Raw genomic sequence first — 19,545 nt, forward strand, 5'->3', positions numbered from 1 at the left:
GCACCCTGCTCGCCCTCGGCGTGCGCCCCCGGGCGTCCGGGGCGGGGCCGTTCACCGCCGACCGGGCCCGGGTCGACGCCGGGTTGCCGGTGGCGCAGGCCTCGGAGCGCGGTGGCCGTGTGGTGGCGGTGACCATCGCGGCGACCTGGCACGTGGCGATCGGGTTGCCCGCCGTGCTGGCCGCCTGGCCGAGACTGACGGTGCCGCTGGTGGTGGGGGCCGGCTGGCTGGTCGTGGCCGGGGTCGGCGGCTTCGCCGCGGCCCGGCTGCTGACCGGTGGCCGGCTGCCGGTACGACGGCTGGTGGCGGTGTTGTTCGCGGTCGACGTGGCGGTCTTCGCCGCCGCCGGGCCGGAGCAGTTGTTCACCCCGGCGAACTGGGTGTGGAGCACGCTCGGTTGGTTCCTGGTGCTGGTCTGCTGGGGGCGTCGGGTCACCCTGCTGGGCGCGCTGCTCTGCGGCCACGCGGTCGTCGCCCTCACCGCGCTGCTCGGGCACGGTGCCACCGCCCCGGCCGACCTGGCCCGCTACGCGATGTACTGCTACGGCCAGGTGTCGCTGCCGGTGGCCATCTTCGTCGGCAGTACGGCGATCTCCGCGTTGGCCCGCAGCCGGGCCGACGCCGCCGCCCTCGCCCTCGCCGCCACCGCGCAGCGGGACGCCGCGGAGCAGGCCCGGCAGTCCCGGCGGGACCGGCTCGGGCTGGTCAGCGGCACCGCCGAGCGGGTGCTCGGTGAGTTGGCCGAGGGCCGGGCCGATCCGGGTGACCCGGAGGTGCAGCGCCGCTGCGCGCTGGCGGCGGCCCGGCTGCGGCGGCTGATCGCCGAGTCCGACGACGTGCCCGACCCGTTGCTGCACGAGTTACGGGCCGCCGCCGACCTGGCCGAACGGCGGGGGCTGGCGATCGACCTGGTCACCGTCGGGGTGCCGCCGCCGCTGCCGGTACGGATCCGCCGCCGGCTGGCCGAGCCGCTCACCACGGCCCTGGTCGACGCCCGGGGCTGGGCCCGGTTGACCGTGGTCAGCGGGCCGGACGAGGTGGCCATCGGGCTGGTCACCCCGGACCATCTCACCCCGGACAGCACCGGCCCACCGGCCGAGGGTCCGGACGACGACCAGGTGGTACTCCTCGACGAGCGGGACGGGACGATCAGATGGACACAGACCCGGTGGCGCCGGCGATGACCGACCCGAGCCCGGTGGGGGTGGCGATCGTGGACGACCACCCGGTGGTGATCGACGGGGTCCGGGCCTGGCTGGCCAGCGAGCCGCGGCTGACCGTACTGGCCACCGGTGACGATCCGGACGAGGTGCTGCGGGCCGCCCCGACGGCCGACGTCATCCTGCTCGACCTGCGGCTGCACGGTCGGATGATGATCGACAAACTGGCCGAGCTGAGCGTGCGGGGGCGCCGGGTGGTGGTCTACTCCGAACACTCCGACCCGGAGACCATGCTCGCCGTCATCGACGCCGGGGCGGTCGCGTTCCTGGCCAAGCACGAGGGCCGGGAACACTGCGTGGCGACCGTGCTCGCCGCCGCCAGCGACCGCCCGTACGTGTCACCGACGCTGGCCGGCGCGCTGGTGGGTGACCCGCGACCGGACCGACCGGCCCTGTCCGACAAGGAACGTGAGGCGCTGCTGCTGTGGTTCCAGTCGATGTCGAAGGCGTCGGTGGCCCGGCGGATGCAGATCAGCGAGCACACCGTGAAGCAGTACGTCGACCGGGCCCGGATCAAGTACACCCGGGCGGGACGGCCGGCCGCCACCAAGTCCGCCCTGCTCGCCCGTGCGATCGAGGACGGCCTCGTCCGGCCGGAGGAGATCGGTAACTACCGGTCGTACGCGGCGTACGACCGGCCGACCCCCTAACGGGCGTCATGACACCGGGCCGCCGCTGCGCAAGGCTCCATCGCAGAGTCCCCTTTTCTGCGCGGAGGTCGACACCATGCGCGAGGACGCGTACCCGTTCTTCATCGGTCCGCATAGGTTCGACGTCTCCGACGACGACGGTCTGCTGCTGGACCGGCGGTACGAGCTGGTGCCGGAGCTGGGGGAACGGTTCCTCGGCCGGTACCGGCTGTCGGTCGCCGGTGACCTGCTCGATCCCTGCGAGGGACGGCGGCAGTGGTCGCTACCGGTGGCCGCCACAGTGACCGTCACCGACCGGCGGGTGGTGCACGTCTGCACCGACTCGACGCTGACCCTGGTCGGTACCGGCACCGGGCACCAGCGTCGCGTGCAGCGGCCCCGGCTGGTGAGTGGACAGGTCCGCTGGCAGTGGCCGTCCCGCTTGGAGCTCCGCTCCGACGAGGAGACCCGCGACGGTGAGCTGCTGATCGTCTGTGACGCGCTCCGGACGATCCGGCAGCCCACGCTGACCCTGGCCGGGCCGGCTCCGCTGCTGACCGAACTGGCCCGGCAGATCCGCCGGGCGGTGGCCGGTTTCCGGCTGACCCGCCCGGAGCTGGTCGAGCTCTCCCCGCCGGAGCGGGACGCGCTGGCCCGCCAGAACGGCCCCGCTCCGGTGCTGGCCGGTTCCCGGGTCGCGCTGCCCGGTTCGTTGCCTGTCGAGTTCCTCTCCCGCGACGACTACTACCGCCGGGGTACCCGTCCCATGCCGGGGCGACTGCGCCAGTCCACCCGGCCGGCCCCGGCCGCGCAGCCCCGCCGCCCCGGCTCGGCCTGCTGACCGACGGGCCGGGCGACCCGGCGGGCACGACCGGGCGGACCCGGCGGGCACGACCGGGCGGACCGGGCGGACCCGGCGGGCACGACCGGGCGGACCCGAGGCGGCCGGCCGGGGAACAGGCGGTCGGGTCGAAGCGGGTCAGGCGGTGGTGCTGCGGTCGGGGCGGGCGTCCAGGGCGGCGGCCTCCTCCGGGGTGGGCGCGGTGCCGCCCAGGTGCGCCGGCTGCCACCAGCTCTCCTCGGGGCCGGACGGGGTCTCCGGGTACTCCCGCTGGGCCCGGTCGACAAGCGCGCTCAACCGGCTCCGCAGCTCCTCGGCCATGGCGTTGGCGTCCCGGTGCGCGGTCGGGTCCATCGGCTCGCCGACCAGGATGGTGATCGGGGTGTGCCGGCGGGTCAGGTTGCGGGGACGGCCCTTCGTCCAGAGCCGCTGGGTGCCCCAGAGCGCCACCGGCAGCACCGGCACCTTGGCCGACCGCGCCATCCGGACCGTACCGCTCTTGAGTTCCTTGACGGTGAAGGAACGGCTGATCGTGGCCTCCGGGAAGACCCCGACCACCTCGCCCCCGCGCAGCGCCTCGACCGCCGCCCGGAAGGAACTGGCACCGGCCTGCCGGTCCACCGGGATGTGCTTCATGCCGCGCATCAGCGGACCGGACACCTTGTGGTCGAACACCTCGCTCTTGGCCATGAACCGGACCAGCCGCCCCGACTGCTGCGCGCCCAGGCCGCAGAAGATGAAGTCGAGGTAGCTGACGTGGTTGCTGGCCAACACCGCGCCGCCGGTGCTCGGCACGTGTTCGCTGCCCTCCACGGTCAGCCGCAGGTCCAGGACGCGGAACATGGTCTTGGCGGCGGCAACGATGGGCGGGTACACGAGTTCCGGCATGCGGGGAGATTACCCTGGCCGGCCGGAGCCCGGCTCAGTCGGCGACCGCCGACCCGGTAGGTCGCGGGCTCAGTCGGCGAGGCGGTGCAGTTCCAACCGGCCCCGGGCGAAGGCGTCCACCCGGCCCCACCGGCCCGGAATGTCCAGCACCTCGATCCGCCCCATGCCGACCGGCAGGCGCGGCTCGACCGCCAGGTGACCCTCGTGCGGCTCGATGCCGAGCATGGTCCGCAGCAGCAACATCGGGGTACCCGTCGACCAGGCCTGCGGGCTGCACGCCGTCGGGTACTCCACCGGGAACTTGGTCAGCTCCCGGCGGTAGCCGCCGAAGGCCTCCGGCAGCCGGCCGTCGAAGTAGCTGGCGGCGGCAAGGATCCCGTCGGCGATGGTGGCCGCCTCCTCGGCGAAGCCGTAGTTGCGCAGCCCCCAGGCGATGAAGGAGTTGTCGAACGGCCAGATCGTGCCGTTGTGGTAGCCGATCGGGTTGTACCGGACCTCGCCCTCGGCCAGCGTCCGCACCCCCCAGCCGGAGAAGAGCCGGGGGCCGACCAGGTGCTCGGCGATCCGGGCGGCCCGGGACTCCTCGACGATGCCACTCCACAGCAGATGGCCGATGTTGGAGCTGAGCACGTCGGCCTGCCGGCCGGTCGGGTCGAGGGCGAGCGCGTAGTACTCCCCGTCGGCCACCCACCAGTCCCGGTTGAACCGCTCCTTCAACGCCGCGGCCTGCCGCTCCAACTCGTCGGCGTACGCCGGGTCGCCCCAGAACTCCCGGGCCAGCCGGGCCGCGCGTACCTTCGCGTCGTAGGCGTACCCCTGCACCTCGCAGGTGGCCCGGGGGAACGGCGGCAGGCTGCCGTCGCGGAACGAGATGGAGTCCCAGGAGTCCTTCCAGCACTGGTTCTCCAGGCCGGTGTCGGTGTTGCGCCGCTCGTACCAGATGTAGCCGTTGCCGACCAGGTCGGCGTAGTCGTCGATCCACTTCAGCGCGGCCCGGCACTCCCGTTCCAGCTCCATCACCAGGGCGGTGTCCCCGCTCCACCGCTCGTACTCGTCGAGCAGCACCACGAACAGCGGGGTGGCGTCCACCGACCCGTAGTACGGCGAGTGCGGCTGCTCCTCGAAGGCGGCGGTCTCGCCGTAGCGCATCTCGTGCAGGATCCGACCCGGATCCTCCTCCCGGAAGTCGTCGAACCGGGTGCCCTGCACGGCGGCCAGGATCCGCAGCGTGGTCCGCGACATCTCGGGGGCGAACGGCAGCACCTGCAGGCAGGTAAGCAGGCTGTCCCGGCCGAACAGGGTCATGAACCAGGGCAACCCGGCCGCCGGTACCGTCTGGCCGGGCAGCGAGAGCGGTGAGAAGCGCAGCGCGGCCAGGTCGACCAGGCTGCGCTGGTACGTCCGCCCGAGGTGCTCGCACTCGCTGTTCACCTTCGGCGCGTTGGCGATCCACTGCTCCAGGTCGTGCTGGAGGGCGAGCCGCTCGTGGCCGTGCGCCTGCACCCCCATCCGCAGGTCCCGCCCGCCCGGACCGACGGCGAAGGTCTGCACGTCGATCTCGGTGTGCCACTCCTCGTTCGGCTCCAGGTGGATGGTGTAGGTGAAACCCTGCCGGTCGAAGCGGGCCGGCCCGGACGACGAGATCACCGTCTCCCGCCGGAAGTTGCCCCGCCGGTAGCCCAGCCGCAGCAGCTCCGGCTCGACCTCGGTGTAGTGCTCGCCCTTCTTGTTCAGGATCTCGTCCTTGACCTGGAACAGGTCGGCGAAGTCGGCGCCGGCGTCCATCCGGACGTGCAGGTCCACCGGCCGCTCGTCGTGGTTGAGGATGGCCAGGGTCTCCCGGAAGCTGCCGCCGACCACCCGCTCCCGGATGATCGACAGCTTGGCGTCGACGTAGTGCGTGGCCAGACCCGGCACCAGGAAGAAGCGGGCCTCGTAGTACTGCAGGTCGTCGTAGGAGAGCGCGTTGAGTCGTTCCCCGTTGATCGTCAGCACCCACCGGGACAGGAACCGGGTGTCGATGGAGAACAACCCGGTGGGCTCGGAGGGGGTGGCCTCGATGTCGCCGGTGTCCTCGGAGACCACGAAGGTGTTGCCGTCCAGGATCCGGATCGTGTTGCCCTGCGCCATCAGCCCGTCTCCCTGCCGTCGTGGAGCCGCCGTGGCCCGTGCGCCTGCGGCGGGCCGGGAAAGAGTCGTTCGATCTGCACCACCAGGCGGGCGTCACCGGTGACCGTCATGTCGCCGCGCAGCAGCGCCGCGAGGCCGTCCTCCCGCCCCGCGGCGAGGTCCTCGAAGAGCGCCGGGCTGGTCCACACCACGGTGTCCGCCGCCCGGTCGTCCCGGCTCACGTGGACCCGCCCGTGGTCGATCTGGAGCAGCCAGTGCGTGGTGTGGGCGTCCTCGTGCAGGTCGAAACGCAGGGTTCCGGAGGCCTTCGCCAGCAGCGGCTCGAAGCCCCGCCGGTCCAGCGTCTCGAAGAACCTCGTGGTCGAGTCCACCATCGGTTCCGCCACCTCCCCAGGTGTCTGCCCGTGGGGATCCCCGGCCGGCGGCCGGTCAACCTCACCCGGATCGGGTGAGGTTCCGACGGGCTGATCCGACGCAGCAGCCGGCGGACCGTGTCGGGACAGGCCCGCCTGCCGGCACCCCGCCCCCCACGCCGACGCCCGGCCCCCGTCGGTGTGGACGGGGGCCGGGCGCGGGTGGACGGCTCAGTTGTTGGGCTCGTCGGCGCTGATGTCGGCCAGCACCGACTGCGGTTCACGCTCGACCGCCAGGTCACCCATGGACACCAGGCCGACCAGGCGGCCGTGGTCGACTACCGGCAGTCGGCGTACCGCGTAGGTACGCATCAGGTCGGCGGCCAAGACCGCGTCGTCGTTCGGGCTGACCGTGATCACGTCCCGGCTGACGATCCGACTCAACGGGGTGCTGGAGCTGTCCAGCTCCTCGGCGACCCCTCTGACCGCGATGTCCCGGTCCGTGATGATGCCGACCACGTCGTCGCCGTTGGTCACCACCACGTCGCCGATGGCGCTGTCGCGCATCTCGCGGGCGGCCGCCACGAGCGTGTCGTTGCCGTCCATGGTCACCAACCGGGTCGTCATGAACTCTCCGACCGTCGTCATCGGGTTCCCCTCTCGGTTCGGCAACCCCCCGTCTACCCGAGCCCCGGTCGAGGTAACACGCCCACTCCCGCGCCGCTGCCCGCTGCCGCTGCCCGCTGCCCGCGAACGGACCCGGAGGTCGCGCAGCATCGGGGAAATAGTGGCCCCGATCGGGCTGAACACCACTACATCCACGATCGGGGCTACCGGGAGGGCCCGCAAGGGCCCCCGCACGGGAGGGGGTGGGGGTCAGCGGAGCTCGGCGGCGACCAGTTCGGCGAGCTGGACGGCGTTGAGGGCGGCGCCCTTGCGCAGGTTGTCGTTGGAGCAGAACAGGGCGAGCCCGTGCTCGACGGTCTCGTCGGCCCGGATCCGCCCCACGTAGGTCGGGTCCTGACCGGCGGCCTGCAACGGGGTCGGCACCTCGGAGAGCGCCACCCCCGGCGCCCCGTCGAGCAGCTCGGCGGCGCGCTGCGGGCTCAGCGGCCGGGCGAACCGGGCGTTGATCTGCAGGGAGTGACCGGTGAAGACCGGCACCCGCACGCAGGTGCCGGAGACCTTCAGCTCCGGGATCTCCAGGATCCGGCGGCTCTCGTTGCGCAGCTTCTGCTCCTCGTCGGTCTCGGCCGAACCGTCGTCGACGATCGAACCGGCCAACGGCAGGACGTTGAACGCGATCGGGCGGGCGAACGAGCGGGGCGCGGGGAACTCCACCGACGCGCCGTCGAAGGCCAGCGCGGTGGCGTGCTCGGCGACCTTGCGGACCTGCTCGTCCAGCTCGGCCACGCCGGCCAGGCCGGCACCGGAGACCGCCTGGTACGTCGAGACGACCAGGCTGACCAGCCCGGCCTCGGCGTGCAACGGGCGCAGCACGGGCATCGCCGCCATGGTCGTGCAGTTCGGGTTGGCGATGATGCCCCTGGGGCGTACGGCGGCGGCGTGCGGGTTGACCTCCGCGACGACCAGCGGCACGTCCGGGTCCATCCGGAAGGCCGAGGAGTTGTCGATGACCACCGCGCCGGCCTCGGCGACCCGGGGGGCCAGCTCCTTCGCCGTACCCTTGCCGGCGCTGAAGAGCACGATGTCCAGCCCCCGGTAGTCGGCGGTGGCCGCGTCCTCGACGGTCACCTCGCCGTCCCGCCACGGCAGGCTCCGCCCCGCCGACCGGGCGGAGGCGAACAACCGCACCTGCTCCGCCGGGAACCCACGCTCCGCCAACACCTGCCGCATGACGCCACCGACCTGGCCGGTGGCACCCACAATGCCGATCCTCATGCCCGCGAGGCTACCCAGCCCAGCCGCTGGACGGGGAACCCTTTCCCACCGCCCGGACCCGTCGCGACCTGCGAGCTACGTCACCAGGCGGGGTGACCGGCCCGCCGGCCGGCCACCCCGCGCGGGCGACAACCGTGCTCGGGCGTCCCCCGCGCGGGGGGACAGGTGAGTTCGGGCGTCCCCCCGCGCGGGCGACAACCGCGCTCAGGCGTCGGTGAGCGGTCCGAGGCCGGCGGCGTCCAACTCGTCGCGGATGACGGCGGCGTCGCCCTCGACGACCAGGGTGAGCGCCTCGGGGCGCAGGTGCGCGGCGGCCGCCGCCGAGACCTGCTCGACGTCGGCGGCGAGCAGATCCGCCCGCAGCCGCGCGTGGTAGTCGTCCGGCAGGTCGTGCACCACCAGGGTGGTCAACGCCGACGCGATCGCCCGCGGGCTCTGCAGCTCGACCGAGAGCTGCCCGGCCCGCCAGGACCGCGCCACCGCCAGCTCGTCCTCGGTCACCCCTTCGGCCTGGGTACGGGTGATCTCGCCGACCGTCTCCACCAGGGCCGGCGCGGTGACCGCGGTCTGCACCCCGGAGCTGACGCCGAACCGGCCGAAGCGCCGCGACGAGGCGAAGTCGCCCCGGATGCCGTACGTGTAGCCGCGCACCTCGCGGATCAGGTGGTTCAGTCGGGAGGTGAACGCCCCGCCGAGCACCGTGCCGGCCAGGGTCATCGGCACGTGGTCGGGGTGCGCCCGGTGCGGTGACGGGTGGCCGAGCCGCAGCGTGGACTGCACCGAGCCGGGCCGGTCGACCAGGATCAGCCGACGGCCGGAGCGTGCGGGCACCTCGATCGGCCCACCGCGCTCGGCCGGGCCGCCGCCGGTGCCGGCGAACGCCGCGGCGGCCAGCGCGTCCAGGTCGACGCGGTCCAGGTCACCGGCGACGATCAGGGTGCCGGGCCGGAGGAACCACTCGGAGTGGAAGACGGTGACGTCGTCGACGTCCAGCCCGGCCACCGACTCGGGGTCGCCGTACATCGGGCGGCCCCAACGGTTGTCCGCGCCGTACAGGTCGGCCCGCAGCACCGCGTCGGCCCGAGGACCGGGGTTGGCCCAGTCCATCCGCAGGGAGGTCACCTCGTCGTCGCGGACCCGCCGTACGTCGGCCGGGTCCAGCCTGGGCGTCCGGACCGCCTCGGCGAGCAGCTCCACGGCGGCGCTCAGCCGGTCCACCGGCACCTGGACGCTCACCTGGAACGAGTCCCAGTCCAGCCCGGTCACCAGCTCGGTGCCGAGGCCCTCCACCGCCAGCGCGTACGCGGTCGCGTCCCGCTGCGCGGTGCCCTCCTCCAGCGCCTTGGCAAGCACCGCGCCGACGCCCTCCTTGCCGATCCGTTCCCGGCCGGCACCGGCGTCCAGCAGGAGCAGCGCGACGGCGAGGTTCTGACCGGGCAGGTGCGCGGCGACGACCTGGCCACCGGCGACGGTACGGCGCACGACCGGCGGGAACCGGTACGGCCGGGCGGCTCCCGGGCCGGGACGGGCGGCGATCAGCGTCATGAGGTCTCCTCGGGCAGGTAGATCAGGGTGGCCCGGTCACCGGCGCCGAGCACCTCGGTGGCCGCCTCGGCGATCTGCTCGGCGGTCACCGCGAGCCAGCCGGGCAGTCGCTCGGCAGCCGTGGCCGGGTCGCCGAACTGGGTGGCGTACCGGCCGAGGGTGTCGGCCCGGCCGTCCACGGTGGACATCTGCCGCCACCACATGGTGCTCAGCAACGCCTTGGCGCGATCCAGCTCGGCGGCGGTCACCGGCACCGTGGCCAACTCGTCGACCACCTCGGCCAGCCCGGCCTCCAGCTGGTCGGCGCTCACCCCGGGGCGGGCGGTGGCGGTGGCGATCAGCGGTGCCGGGGCGTGCGCCAGATCCACCCCGTACGCCCCGACCAGGTCGGGCTGGGCGATCCGCTCGCCGTCGGCCAGGCGCTGGTACAGCCGGCTGCCCCGGCCGCTGCCGAGGACCGCCGCCAGCACGGTCAGCACGTCGTAGCCGGCGCTGCCGAACGGGTACGTGCGGTGGGCGACGTACACCCGGGGGGCGGGCACGTCGGCGGTGACGGTCTCACGCACCGGCACCCCGGTCGCCGCGACCACCCGGCCGTCCGGGGCGGGCGGGATGTCCGCCCGGGCGGGCAACGCGCCGAAGTACTTCTCGGCCAGGGCGAAGACCTCCGTCGCCGGGGCGTCGCCGACGACGGTCAGCACCGCGTTGTTCGGCGCGTAGTACCGCTTGTGGAACTCCTGGAAGGTGGCCAGGTCGGCGGCGTTCAGGTCGGCCATCGAGCCGATCGTCGAGTGGTGGTACGGATGCCCCGGCGGGTACAGCAGCGGCAGCAGCCGCAGCCAGGCGTCGCCGTAGGGCACGTTCTCGTAGCGCTGCCGCCGCTCGTTCTTCACCACGTCACGCTGGTTGTCCAGGGTCTCCTGGGTCAGCGCGGGCACCAGGCCGCCCATCCGGTCGGCCTCCAGCCAGAGCGCCAGCTCCAGATGCTCGGCCGGCACCGTCTCGAAGTAGTTGGTCCGGTCCGGGTTGGTGGTGGCGTTCAGCGAGCCGCCCGCGCCCTGGATCAGCTTCATGTGCTCGGTCTTCGCCACGTTCACCGAGCCCTCGAACATAAGGTGCTCGAAGAGGTGGGCGAAGCCGCTCTGCCCCTCCGGTTCGTGGCGGGAACCCACGTCGTACCAGAGGTTCACGGCGACGGCCGGCGCGGTGCGGTCCTCGCTCACCACCACGCGCAGGCCGTTGTCCAGTCGGGTCGTCTCGATCGGCCAGGGGTAACCGCTGTCGGGCATGGCCCGACGCTATCCGATCACCGCCGCCGCCGGGGTCCGCGCCGCCACCGGCGCGTTGCGCGCCGGTCCGTCCGGCGACCCCGGCGCGTTGCGCGCCGGCCGTCCGGCGACCCCGGCGCGTTGCGCGCCGGCCGTGTCCGGCGTCCCGGCGCGTCGCGGGCCAGCCCCGCCCGGCGGTCCGACCGCGACCAGCCGGGTCGGGGCCGGCCCCGACGACACCGGCGGCCGGGTGCTCAGTCGGGAGGCTCGACCGCCACCACGGTCTCGTCGGAGGTACGCCGTTCCAGCACGGTGTCGGGCGCGCCGTTCGGATCGAACTCGCGGCGGTCCGAGTCGGCGAGGACGGCGTCGGCCTGGGCCTGCGGGTCGTCGCTGCCGGCCGCGGCCTCCTCCGGCAGCAGGTGCGCGCGGGACCGCACCCGGTCCTGATCCTGGGTCTGTTCGCTCATGCCCGCTCTCCTACCCCGCCCCCGCGCCCGTCACGCCCACCGGTGAGCGCTGCGTGCGACGACGGCAACGGCCGCCGACAGCGTCGCCGACGGCGTCCCGCGGCACGCTGCCCAGCATGTGGTGGGCAGCTGGCGAATCCCGGGACGTCGGGTAGGGTGGTCGGCGTGACGCGGTCGTATCGATGGTTTAGGCAGCCGGCTTCGAAGCCGGTGACTTCACCCTGATCTGACGTCACCACTTTTCGAGCCGGCCGGGCGGGACGAGTTCCCGCCCTTTCGCGTACGAGCAGCCGGCTCGTCCCGGGCGCCGGCCCTGGGCACGGTCGGCGGAAGGAACCCACCGTGACGACCCCGGACACCGATCGGGTCATCGACCAGCGGATCGACCGTGTCGTGCCGCTGACCACGCCCGCGCTGCTGCACCACCATCTGCCCCTGGACGCCACCCTGGCCTCGGCGGTGCTGGCTGGCCGGCGCGCGGTCGGCGAGGTGCTGGACCGTACCGACGACCGGCTCCTGGTGGTGGTCGGCCCGTGCTCGGTGCACGATCCGGCCGCGGCGTTGGACTACGCCGGCAGGCTGCGCGGGCTGGCCGACCAGCTCGCCGACGACCTGCTCGTGGTGATGCGCGTCTACTTCGAGAAGCCGCGTTCGACGGTCGGCTGGAAGGGTCTGATCAACGATCCGGCGCTGGACGGTTCGGGGGACGTCAACACCGGACTGCGCACCGCCCGTGCCCTGCTGCTCGACGTGCTGCGCCTCGGCCTGCCGGTGGGCTGCGAGTTCCTCGACCCGATCACCCCGCAGTACATCGCCGACACGGTGGGGTGGGGCGCGATCGGGGCCCGGACCGTGGAGAGCCAGGTGCACCGGCAGCTCGCCTCCGGTCTGTCCATGCCGATCGGGATGAAGAACCGGCCGGACGGCAGCATCGGCACCGCGGTCGACGCGATCCGGGCGGCCGGCGTACCCCACGTCTTCCCGGGCATCGACGTCTCCGGCACTCCGGCGATCATGCACACCCGGGGCAACGCCGACGGACACCTGGTGCTGCGCGGCGGCGGTGGCCGGCCGAACTACGACGCCGAGTCGGTGGCCGGCGCGCTGGACCTGCTCCGGGCGGCCGGGCTGCCCGAGCGCGTGGTCATCGACGCCAGCCACGACAACAGCGGCAAGGACCACCGCCGGCAGCCCCTGGTGGCCGCGGACGTGGCCGCCCAGCTCGCCGCCGGTCAGCGCGGCATCACCGGCATCATGCTGGAGAGCTTCCTGCAGCCCGGCCGGCAGGATCTGGACCCGACCCGGGAGCTGGAGTACGGCCGCTCGGTGACCGACGCCTGCATCGGCTGGGACACCACCGCCCAGGTGCTCACCGAGTTGGCGACCGCCACCCGGGCCCGCCGGGCCACCCTGCCCACCCCGGCCTGAGGCGGCAGAGACAGTGCCGCCCCCGGCTGGTGGGCCGGGGGCGGCACTGGTGTCGGTGTGCAGGTCGCCTCTCGGCGAGTGGCACGACGCGGCTCCAGCCGAACGGTATTCCGCGAAGGCAATTTGGGTGAGGCCCGGGGACACTTGACACACCGACACCTCAGTCAACCAGGCTTCCCCGGCCGGTGTTCCGGGTTGTGCTGTGGTCCACGTCACCCGATCCGCCCGCGACGTCGGCGGCCCGGGGCGACGTTTCGGCGGCCCCCCGCCGGGTAGCTGACCTGCGTGACGGACGAGGCACCCACCACCAGCAGCGGTGCGCCCGCGACCAACCGGGCAGCCGCGGTGGAACGTACCCCGACGGTCGAGCGGGCGCCCGCGGTCGACGGCCTGCCCATGGTCGACGTGCCGGTGACCGACGAGGCCCTGCTGGCCGACGACGTGCCGACCACGGTCGGGCCGGCGGACCGCCAGCGGTTGGACGACCTGCTCGACGACATATACCGGGGGCAGGAACGGATCAGCCAGTCGGAGATCCACCGGCGGGCGGTGACCGCCGAGTTGCCGGCGGAGCTGCTGACCCGGATCTCCGCGATCCCCCAGGGTGAGTACGCGATGGACGAGGTCGCCGACCTGCTCGGCGGGTCGGCGGGCTGACCACCGGGCCGACCGGGGTCGACCGAGAGGACACCCGATGACCGAACCCGACCGCCGGCAGCAGCATCTGCCGCCCCTCGGCCAGCCGCCGGAGGACAGCGAACCGCAGCAGGACCCCGACTTCGCCAACGAGCACGACCGGACCGCCGTCGACCGCGACGTGATCACCGGGCAGGACGCCGGCGAGCGGGAACCGGAGTCGCCCCGCGGCTGGTCGGGCATGCAACGCTGAGGTCAGACGTGCGACGGGGGCAGCCACACCGGCTGCCCCCGTCGTCGGGCCAGGGTCAGTCCTCGTCGCGCTGGCCGCCCTCGGCTGCCTGCTGGGCGATGGCGTACCCCATCTGCAGGAAGTCGGAGGCGGCGACCGCGGTCAGCGCGGTGGCGACCAGGCGGGTCAGTCGGGGCGCGAGCACCAAACCGCCGGTAAGCCCGGTGGCCACCCAGACGGCCAGGCAGAACGGGCAACTGAGCAGCTCACCGATGGCGTGCCGGGTGGGGCTGCCGGAGTCGCGTACCTGCTCCATCACCTCACCGCTGCCGATCGGCCGCTCGTAGCTGGTGAAGGGGGCCCGCAGTGGGCTGGTCACCGCGTCCTTGGAGAGCAGCCGGCTCAGCTTGTGGGTGGCGATGGAGAGCAGCACCACGTCGGCGGTCGACGGGCGCTGCGGTACCGGCCGGCCGGTCACCCGGACCAGTCCGGCGAGCACCCCGGTCACCCCGGCGTAGGTGCCCATCGCCGCGAGGTAACCACCGAGGGGCCGGTGCTCGTGTGGTGCGTACGCCTGGCGCAGCTGCGCCACCTTCTGCTTGAGGCCGTGGTCGGTCACCGGCTGGCTCTCCTCGTTCTCGGTCGTACCGGGTCAGGCTTCTGATGGTCGGCGGTGGCTCAGCCGGCGGTCAGGTTGTCGGCCACCGTCCGGGCCAGGTTCTCCAGGGTGCGATCGGCCAGTCCGTCCGAGACCTGGTCGCCCGGGTCGCCCGCCAGATCCAGCCGGACCCGGGCGCCACCGGCGGCTGCCGGCTCGACCTGGATCTCGGCCGACCAGCCGGGGGCGGAGGCGCTGCCCCAGCGGGCGCTCAACCGGTCGGCGTCGACCTCCGGACGCTGGTCACCGTCGGTCCGCAGTTGCTCGGGCAACCACCCGGCGACCCGGTCCGGGTCGGTGGCGGTGCTGAAGACCACCTCGGGTGGGGCGGACATCCCCCGTTCGGCGTGCTCGGTCATCACAGCTCCCGCAGGCGGCTCGGATCCACTTCCCGGCCGGGGTGCCGGGCCAGGTACTCCGTCTCCAGCTCGGCCGTGCGGCGCAGGTGGTTGGCGAGCGCGGAGTCGGCGGCGTGCCGCAGCGTGTCCAGCCGGGTGCGGTGCAGGCTGTGGATCTCGCGGAGCAGATCCTCGTCGGGCAGCTCGGTGGGATCCACGCCTACCGTCTCGTCGCCGACGTGGTCGCCGTCCCACTCCGGCACCCGCTGCTCGGGGCTCGCCTCCCCTGCGGAGCCCGCCGGAATGTCGTCCTGCCGTACCGCCTCGCTCATGGTCGCCCCCATTGGTCTCGTTTGGGCTGGCGTCTAGACGGATGCCCACCCGCGCGGTCACCAAACCCGGTGGAGCGCGTCCGGCGCGGCGACTACGACGCCGCGTCGGAGACGACCGGCGCTCCCGGTACCCTCGATGCCATGAAACGGCTCTGGACACCGGCGTGGATCTTTCGCCACGTGGCCATGGTCGTGCTGGTCGCGGCCTTCCTCGCGCTGGGCTGGTGGCAGATCAGCCGGGCCGCCGCCGGCAACACCTTGAGCTGGGCCTACGCCTTCGAGTGGCCGATCTTCGCCGGCTTCGTGGTCTTCGTCTGGTGGCGCGAGGCCCGGCTCACGCTGCGCGGCCCGCCGCAGACCGACGCCGACGCCGGGCAGACCGCCGGGACCGCACCGGTCGCCCCGACCACCGGCGACTCACCCTCGGTGACCGGCGACCAACGACCGGCGGTACGCCGACCGGTACGGGCCGCGCGGGTGCCGGTGCCGGCCGACGGGGGCGAGGACGCCGAGCTGGCCGCCTACAACCACTACCTGTCATGGTTGAACGCCAATCCGGGCGCCCGGCCCGGTGACTACCCCGGCTGAGGCCGGTTCGGAAGGACGGACGCAAGGTGGGCGCAGCCCTTATCCGGTACCGCGTCATCGCCTGGATCGTGGGCGTGGTGCTGATCCTGCTGGTCGTGATCGGGATGCCACTGAAGTACGGCTTCGACGATCCGGTCGTGGTGGAGACCATCGGCCCGGCGCACGGCTTCCTCTACATGGGGTACCTGGTGGCCGCCTTCGACCTGTCCCGGCGGGCCGACTGGCCGTTGAAGCGGATGCTCGCGGTGATGCTCGCCGGCACGGTGCCGTTCGTCTCGTTCTGGGCCGAGCGCCGGGTCAGCCGGTGGGTGGCGGTCCGGCCGGAGCGGACCCCGGAGACCGTCGCGAGCTGACCCAGGACGACGGTTCCGTCACTCAAAGTGATGAAAGTGTGGTCCGTTTGGCCACATTAACCACACTGACCTCGGCAACCGCTGCCCTTCACTCCGTCCCCGCGTTACGTTGATCTAGCCGGACCGGTCCACCGCCGTCCACCAGGACGGCCCCGGCCCGGTGCCGCTCCGGAGTTCCACGCCGGGTCGGCCGCTGGGAGAGGAGCCCGCCGCTCTTGTCGTCCCTGAGGGATCTGGTACGCCCACTGCTGGTCGTCGGCCTGGCCGCCGCCCTGGTCGTCCCCGCCGTGCCGGCCTCGGCCGAGCCGACGCCGGCCCAGTTGACGCAACAGATCGACAAGTCCTCGACTGAGCTGGCCCGGGTGGTCGAGTCGTACAACGAACTCAACGAGAAGATCAAGGCCAACAAGGCACGCGTGGTGAAGCTGCAGGAGCGGATCGGTCCGCTGGAGCAACAGACCGAGCAGAGCCGCGCCGACGTCGGCGAGATCGCGGTCACCGCGTACAAGTCCGGGGGTCTGCAGGCCGTCGACGCTCTGCTCAGCTCGGGTGGCTCCAGCTCGTTGGCGGAGCGGCTCGGCACGCTCGACACGCTGACCCGACAGCGGCAGGAACGCATCGCCGGGTTCACCACCACCCAACGCCGGCTGCTCGACGAGAAGGCCCGGCTGAACACCACGCTGGAGCAGCAGGCCGGCCAGGCGAAGCAGTTGTCCGCCGGCAAGAAGCGGATCGAGAAGGACCTGGCGAAGCTGTACGAGCTGCGTCGGGCCGCGTACGGCCGGGCCACCGAGAAGCCGGCCCGCAAGGCGGGCAGCGCCGCCAACGACGCCCCGGCCGTCTCCGGCCAGGCCGGCAAGGCGGTCCGCTTCGCGTACGGGGCCATCGGCAAGCCGTACGTCTGGGCCGCCTCCGGCCCCAACGGGTACGATTGCTCCGGCCTGACCTCGGCCGCGTGGCGGGCGGCCGGCAAGTCGCTGCCGCACAACACCAAGATGCAGTGGAACGCCGTGTCACACATCAGCCGCAGCGATTTGCGCCCGGGTGACCTGGTCTTCTACCGCAGTCTCGGGCACGTGGCGCTCTACGTCGGCGGCGGTCAGGTGATTCACTCGCCGACCTTCGGCCGGCACGTCGAGAAACGCGACGTCGACCTGATGCCCCCGTACGGCTACGGCCGGGTCCGCTGACCCACCACCCGCCGAACACGGCGAAGGCCGGTGCCCGCTGGGGCACCGGCCTTCGTGGTCGGTAGGGGGGTGTCCGGGGAGGGTCGACGGTCAGGCCGCCTGGAGCCCTTCGGCCCGGGCCAGCTCACGCAGCCGGCCGAGCGCCTGGATCTCCAGCTGACGGATCCGCTCCCGGGAGAGCGAGAACCGCGAGGCGACCTCGGTCAGCGAGTGCTCACGGCCGTCCTCCAGGCCGTACCGGGCGCGCATGATTCCGGCCGACCGGTCGTCGAGGTGGTTGAGCAGTCCCTCGATGCGCTGCCGCTCCAGACCGGTCAGGACGATCTCCTCCGGCGACGGGGCGTCGCTGTCGGCCACCAGATCGCCCAGGTTGGTGTCGCCGTCGTCGCCCACCGGGGTGTCCAGCGACACCGTGTCCTGGGACCACCGGACCAACTCGTTGACCCGCTCCACGGTGACGCCGAGGGCGGTGGCGATCTGCTCCGGCTCCGGGTCGCCGCCCAGCTCACGGGTGAGCTGACGGGCCACGTTGCGCATCCGGTTGACGTCCTCCACCAGGTGCACCGGCAGCCGCACGGTCCGCTCCTGCTGGGCGATCGCCCGGCTGATGGCCTGGCGGATCCACCACGTCGCGTAGGTGGAGAACTTGTAGCCGCGCTCGTAGTCGAACTTCTCGACGGCCCGGACCAGGCCGGTGTTGCCCTCCTGGATCAGGTCCAGCATGGGCATGCCCGAGCGGACGTAACGGCGGGCGATCGAGACGACCAGCCGCAGGTTGGCCCGGATGAAGAGGTCCTTGGCCCGCTCGCCCTCGGCGACCACCCGCTCCAGGTCGTCCCGGTCCACGCCGTCAGGGACACGGTCCTCCCCGAGCAGGTGCTCGGCGTAGAGGCCGGCCTCGATCGCCTTGGAGAGGTCGACCTCCTTGGCGGCGTCCAGCAGCGGCGTCCGGGAGATTTCGTGAAGGTAGACTCCGACCAGGTCGCGCTCCTCGGCAACCTCGTCGGTCCGCATTCCGATGTTCTTGTCCACGTTTCCCACGGTCCCCTCGCTAGCGCCGGTTACCCGGTTCCTTGCCATCCCCACGTTCATCAGCCCTCCCCCGTCCCTCTGCAGTGCCCCACCGTGCTGACACCTACACAACAGCGGGGACGTGTCGGGGATTCCTTGTCGTGATTCGAAGCTGTCACGAACGCCTGAATATCACCTGTGAGCGCGGTCCATGTTTGCTGTCAGCACCCCCGTCAGGTGACTCTCCGTGGGCACCGGATGCGGGGTAGGCAGGTCGGCGGATCGACGTCCGCTCCTGGGCATCGCACCATTGCGCGCCCCGGGGCACAGCGATCCGGGTCACCACCCGTCTGCGATCCTGGTCACTTCGGAGTACGGCCCGGCACGCCGCGCGGTTCATCCCGCACCCAGATGAATACCCCACGGCAGGTCCAACAATCCGGGACGAGCCGCCCGTCCCGGCCGAGACGTGTCCTGCGTCGCACCGGGTGACCGGCGGCGACACGGCCGCACCGGACGGCGACCGGGTGCGACGGCAGGAGCGCACCGGACGCGGCCCGTGCCCGGACGGCACCGGCGGTCAGCCAGGACGACCGCCGTCCGGTCGCCGGTCTACGGTGTCCCCCATGACGGCAGAGCGCACGGTGTTGGTGACCGGAGGCAGTGGTGGGCTGGGCCGGGCGGTCACCGTCGGCTTCGTCGAGGCCGGTTGGCGGGTGGTCGTACCGGAACGGGCCGACTCGACGGCCGACGGCCGGACCGGGGCGCATCGCGGCACGGACGGCGCGGCGGGGGCCGACCGTGGGGCGGACGGCGCGGCGGAGGGCGATCGCGGTGCGGACGGCTCGGCCGGGGCGGACCGTGGCTCGCGGGCCTGGGTCCGGGTGACCGCGGACCTGACCGATCCGGCCGGGGCGGCGCGGGCGGTCGAGGCCGCCGTCGCCGACCCGGCGGCCCCGCTGCGGGCCGTGGTCAACCTGGTCGGAGGGTACGCCAGCGGTGGGCTGGTGCACGAGACCCCGATCGAGGACTTCGACCGGATGCTGACCCTCAACCTGCGCCCGACGTACCTGGTCACCCGGGCCGCCCTGCCGCACCTGGTGGCCGCCGGCGGCGGCTCGGTGGTCTGCGTCTCGGCTCGCGCGGCCCTGGCCCCGTTCCCGGGCGTCGCCGGCTACGTGACCGCGAAGGCGGCCGTGCTCGCGTTCGCCGCCGCGGTGGCCGTGGAGTACCGCAGTTCGGGCGTGCGCTGCAACACCGTGCTGCCCAGCGTCATCGACACCCCCACCAACCGCGCCGCCATGCCCGGGGCCGACCACAGCAGGTGGGTCAGCCCGGCCGAGATCGCCCCGGTGATCCGGTTCCTGGCCGGTGCCGAGTCCGCCCCGACCAGCGGCGCGAGCGTGCCGGTCTACGGCCGGGCCTGAGTCACCGGCTCCGCCCGACCGACCGGGTCGACGTGGGCCTTATGGCCGACCGGGTCGGCGTGGGCCTTACGACCGACCGGGTCGGCGTGAGCCTTACGACCGACCG

22 protein-coding genes are annotated in these 19,545 nt (G+C 73.0%); 10 read left to right on the forward strand and 12 right to left on the reverse strand.

Annotation, left to right across the window (positions count from 1 at the left end):
- Positions 1–20: 20 nt before the first annotated feature.
- The 3 genes from GA0070617_RS23575 to GA0070617_RS23585 all read left to right on the forward strand — a co-directional run bounded on the left by GA0070617_RS23575 (position 21) and on the right by GA0070617_RS23585 (position 2,690).
- Positions 21–1,184: a hypothetical protein gene (locus GA0070617_RS23575; RefSeq protein WP_373868390.1), complete on the forward strand. Its 1,164-nt coding sequence runs from the start codon at positions 21–23 to the stop codon at positions 1,182–1,184.
- Positions 1,154–1,870, forward strand: coding sequence for a response regulator transcription factor (locus tag GA0070617_RS23580; RefSeq protein ID WP_091442750.1), 717 nt, complete (start codon positions 1,154–1,156; stop codon positions 1,868–1,870). Before GA0070617_RS23575 ends, GA0070617_RS23580 begins: the two co-directional genes overlap by 31 nt.
- A gap of 76 nt (positions 1,871–1,946) precedes the next feature.
- A complete protein-coding gene (locus GA0070617_RS23585) occupies positions 1,947–2,690 on the forward strand; it encodes a hypothetical protein (protein ID WP_229688514.1) in 744 nt (247 codons plus the stop codon).
- A 138-nt stretch (positions 2,691–2,828) separates the two neighbouring features.
- Here GA0070617_RS23585 and GA0070617_RS23590 read toward each other — a convergent pair whose 3' ends face one another.
- The 8 genes from GA0070617_RS23590 to GA0070617_RS23630 form a co-directional block, all read right to left on the reverse strand.
- Positions 2,829–3,578, reverse strand: coding sequence for a lysophospholipid acyltransferase family protein (locus GA0070617_RS23590; RefSeq protein ID WP_091442754.1), 750 nt, complete (start codon positions 3,576–3,578; stop codon positions 2,829–2,831).
- A 69-nt stretch (positions 3,579–3,647) separates the two neighbouring features.
- On the reverse strand, positions 3,648–5,708 hold the full coding sequence (locus GA0070617_RS23595; RefSeq protein ID WP_091442757.1) for an amylo-alpha-1,6-glucosidase: 2,061 nt from the start codon (positions 5,706–5,708) through the stop codon (positions 3,648–3,650).
- The gene (locus tag GA0070617_RS23600) at positions 5,708–6,082 is read right to left on the reverse strand and encodes an SCP2 sterol-binding domain-containing protein (protein ID WP_091447173.1); all 375 of its coding nucleotides are present in this window, start codon (positions 6,080–6,082) and stop codon (positions 5,708–5,710) included. Before GA0070617_RS23600 ends, GA0070617_RS23595 begins: the two co-directional genes overlap by 1 nt.
- 210 nt (positions 6,083–6,292) lie before the next feature.
- Entirely contained in the window at positions 6,293–6,709 is a 417-nt protein-coding gene (locus GA0070617_RS23605; protein WP_091442760.1) for a CBS domain-containing protein, read from the reverse strand.
- A gap of 228 nt (positions 6,710–6,937) precedes the next feature.
- Entirely contained in the window at positions 6,938–7,963 is a 1,026-nt protein-coding gene (locus GA0070617_RS23610) for an aspartate-semialdehyde dehydrogenase (protein ID WP_091442764.1), read from the reverse strand.
- 204 nt (positions 7,964–8,167) lie between these two features.
- Positions 8,168–9,508, reverse strand: a complete 1,341-nt coding sequence (locus GA0070617_RS23615; RefSeq protein ID WP_091442767.1) for a M16 family metallopeptidase — start codon at positions 9,506–9,508, stop codon at positions 8,168–8,170.
- Positions 9,505–10,797 (reverse strand): M16 family metallopeptidase, encoded by a 1,293-nt coding sequence (locus GA0070617_RS23620; RefSeq protein ID WP_091442770.1) that lies wholly within the window; start codon positions 10,795–10,797, stop codon positions 9,505–9,507. Before GA0070617_RS23620 ends, GA0070617_RS23615 begins: the two co-directional genes overlap by 4 nt.
- A 233-nt stretch (positions 10,798–11,030) precedes the next feature.
- Positions 11,031–11,246, reverse strand: coding sequence for a hypothetical protein (locus tag GA0070617_RS23630; RefSeq protein WP_091442776.1), 216 nt, complete (start codon positions 11,244–11,246; stop codon positions 11,031–11,033).
- Positions 11,247–11,588: 342 nt separating this feature from the next.
- Between GA0070617_RS23630 and GA0070617_RS23635 the strand changes: the two genes are divergently transcribed.
- The 3 genes from GA0070617_RS23635 (at position 11,589) to GA0070617_RS23645 (ending at position 13,563) form a co-directional block, all read left to right on the forward strand.
- Positions 11,589–12,674, forward strand: coding sequence for a 3-deoxy-7-phosphoheptulonate synthase (locus GA0070617_RS23635; protein WP_091442780.1), 1,086 nt, complete (start codon positions 11,589–11,591; stop codon positions 12,672–12,674).
- A gap of 396 nt (positions 12,675–13,070) precedes the next feature.
- Positions 13,071–13,331: a hypothetical protein gene (locus tag GA0070617_RS23640; protein WP_373868391.1), complete on the forward strand. Its 261-nt coding sequence runs from the start codon at positions 13,071–13,073 to the stop codon at positions 13,329–13,331.
- A gap of 37 nt (positions 13,332–13,368) precedes the next feature.
- Positions 13,369–13,563, forward strand: coding sequence for a hypothetical protein (locus GA0070617_RS23645; protein ID WP_091442784.1), 195 nt, complete (start codon positions 13,369–13,371; stop codon positions 13,561–13,563).
- A 55-nt stretch (positions 13,564–13,618) separates the two neighbouring features.
- On the opposite strand, the gene GA0070617_RS23650 is transcribed toward GA0070617_RS23645, so the two are convergent.
- The 3 genes from GA0070617_RS23650 to GA0070617_RS23660 are packed head-to-tail and all read right to left on the reverse strand — an operon-like array spanning position 13,619 to position 14,870.
- Complete coding sequence (locus tag GA0070617_RS23650; protein WP_091442787.1) at positions 13,619–14,161, reverse strand: DUF1360 domain-containing protein; 543 nt, start codon at positions 14,159–14,161, stop codon at positions 13,619–13,621.
- A 59-nt stretch (positions 14,162–14,220) separates the two neighbouring features.
- Positions 14,221–14,559, reverse strand: coding sequence for an SRPBCC family protein (locus GA0070617_RS23655; protein WP_091442790.1), 339 nt, complete (start codon positions 14,557–14,559; stop codon positions 14,221–14,223).
- Positions 14,559–14,870 carry a DUF6158 family protein gene (locus tag GA0070617_RS23660; protein ID WP_091442794.1) on the reverse strand — a complete coding sequence of 104 codons (312 nt, stop codon included), beginning with the start codon at positions 14,868–14,870 and terminating at the stop codon, positions 14,559–14,561. Before GA0070617_RS23660 ends, GA0070617_RS23655 begins: the two co-directional genes overlap by 1 nt.
- 141 nt (positions 14,871–15,011) lie before the next feature.
- On the opposite strand from GA0070617_RS23660, the gene GA0070617_RS23665 reads away from it, so the two are divergent.
- From GA0070617_RS23665 to GA0070617_RS23675, 3 genes are all read left to right on the forward strand, one after another.
- The gene (locus GA0070617_RS23665; protein ID WP_091447179.1) at positions 15,012–15,458 is read left to right on the forward strand and encodes a hypothetical protein; all 447 of its coding nucleotides are present in this window, start codon (positions 15,012–15,014) and stop codon (positions 15,456–15,458) included.
- A 26-nt stretch (positions 15,459–15,484) separates the two neighbouring features.
- Positions 15,485–15,811, forward strand: a complete 327-nt coding sequence (locus GA0070617_RS23670; protein WP_091442797.1) for a DUF3817 domain-containing protein — start codon at positions 15,485–15,487, stop codon at positions 15,809–15,811.
- Positions 15,812–16,026: 215 nt separating this feature from the next.
- Complete coding sequence (locus GA0070617_RS23675) at positions 16,027–17,001, forward strand: C40 family peptidase (RefSeq protein ID WP_091442800.1); 975 nt, start codon at positions 16,027–16,029, stop codon at positions 16,999–17,001.
- A 90-nt stretch (positions 17,002–17,091) separates the two neighbouring features.
- Here GA0070617_RS23675 and GA0070617_RS23680 read toward each other — a convergent pair whose 3' ends face one another.
- Positions 17,092–18,081, reverse strand: a complete 990-nt coding sequence (locus GA0070617_RS23680) for a sigma-70 family RNA polymerase sigma factor (protein ID WP_175440813.1) — start codon at positions 18,079–18,081, stop codon at positions 17,092–17,094.
- A 557-nt stretch (positions 18,082–18,638) separates the two neighbouring features.
- Between GA0070617_RS23680 and GA0070617_RS23685 the strand changes: the two genes are divergently transcribed.
- Positions 18,639–19,439 (forward strand): SDR family NAD(P)-dependent oxidoreductase, encoded by an 801-nt coding sequence (locus GA0070617_RS23685; RefSeq protein WP_229688515.1) that lies wholly within the window; start codon positions 18,639–18,641, stop codon positions 19,437–19,439.
- Positions 19,440–19,545: the final 106 nt, after the last annotated feature.

The organism is Micromonospora yangpuensis (genome assembly GCF_900091615.1).
In the GTDB taxonomy this organism is placed as follows: Bacteria; Actinomycetota; Actinomycetes; order Mycobacteriales; family Micromonosporaceae; genus Micromonospora; species Micromonospora yangpuensis.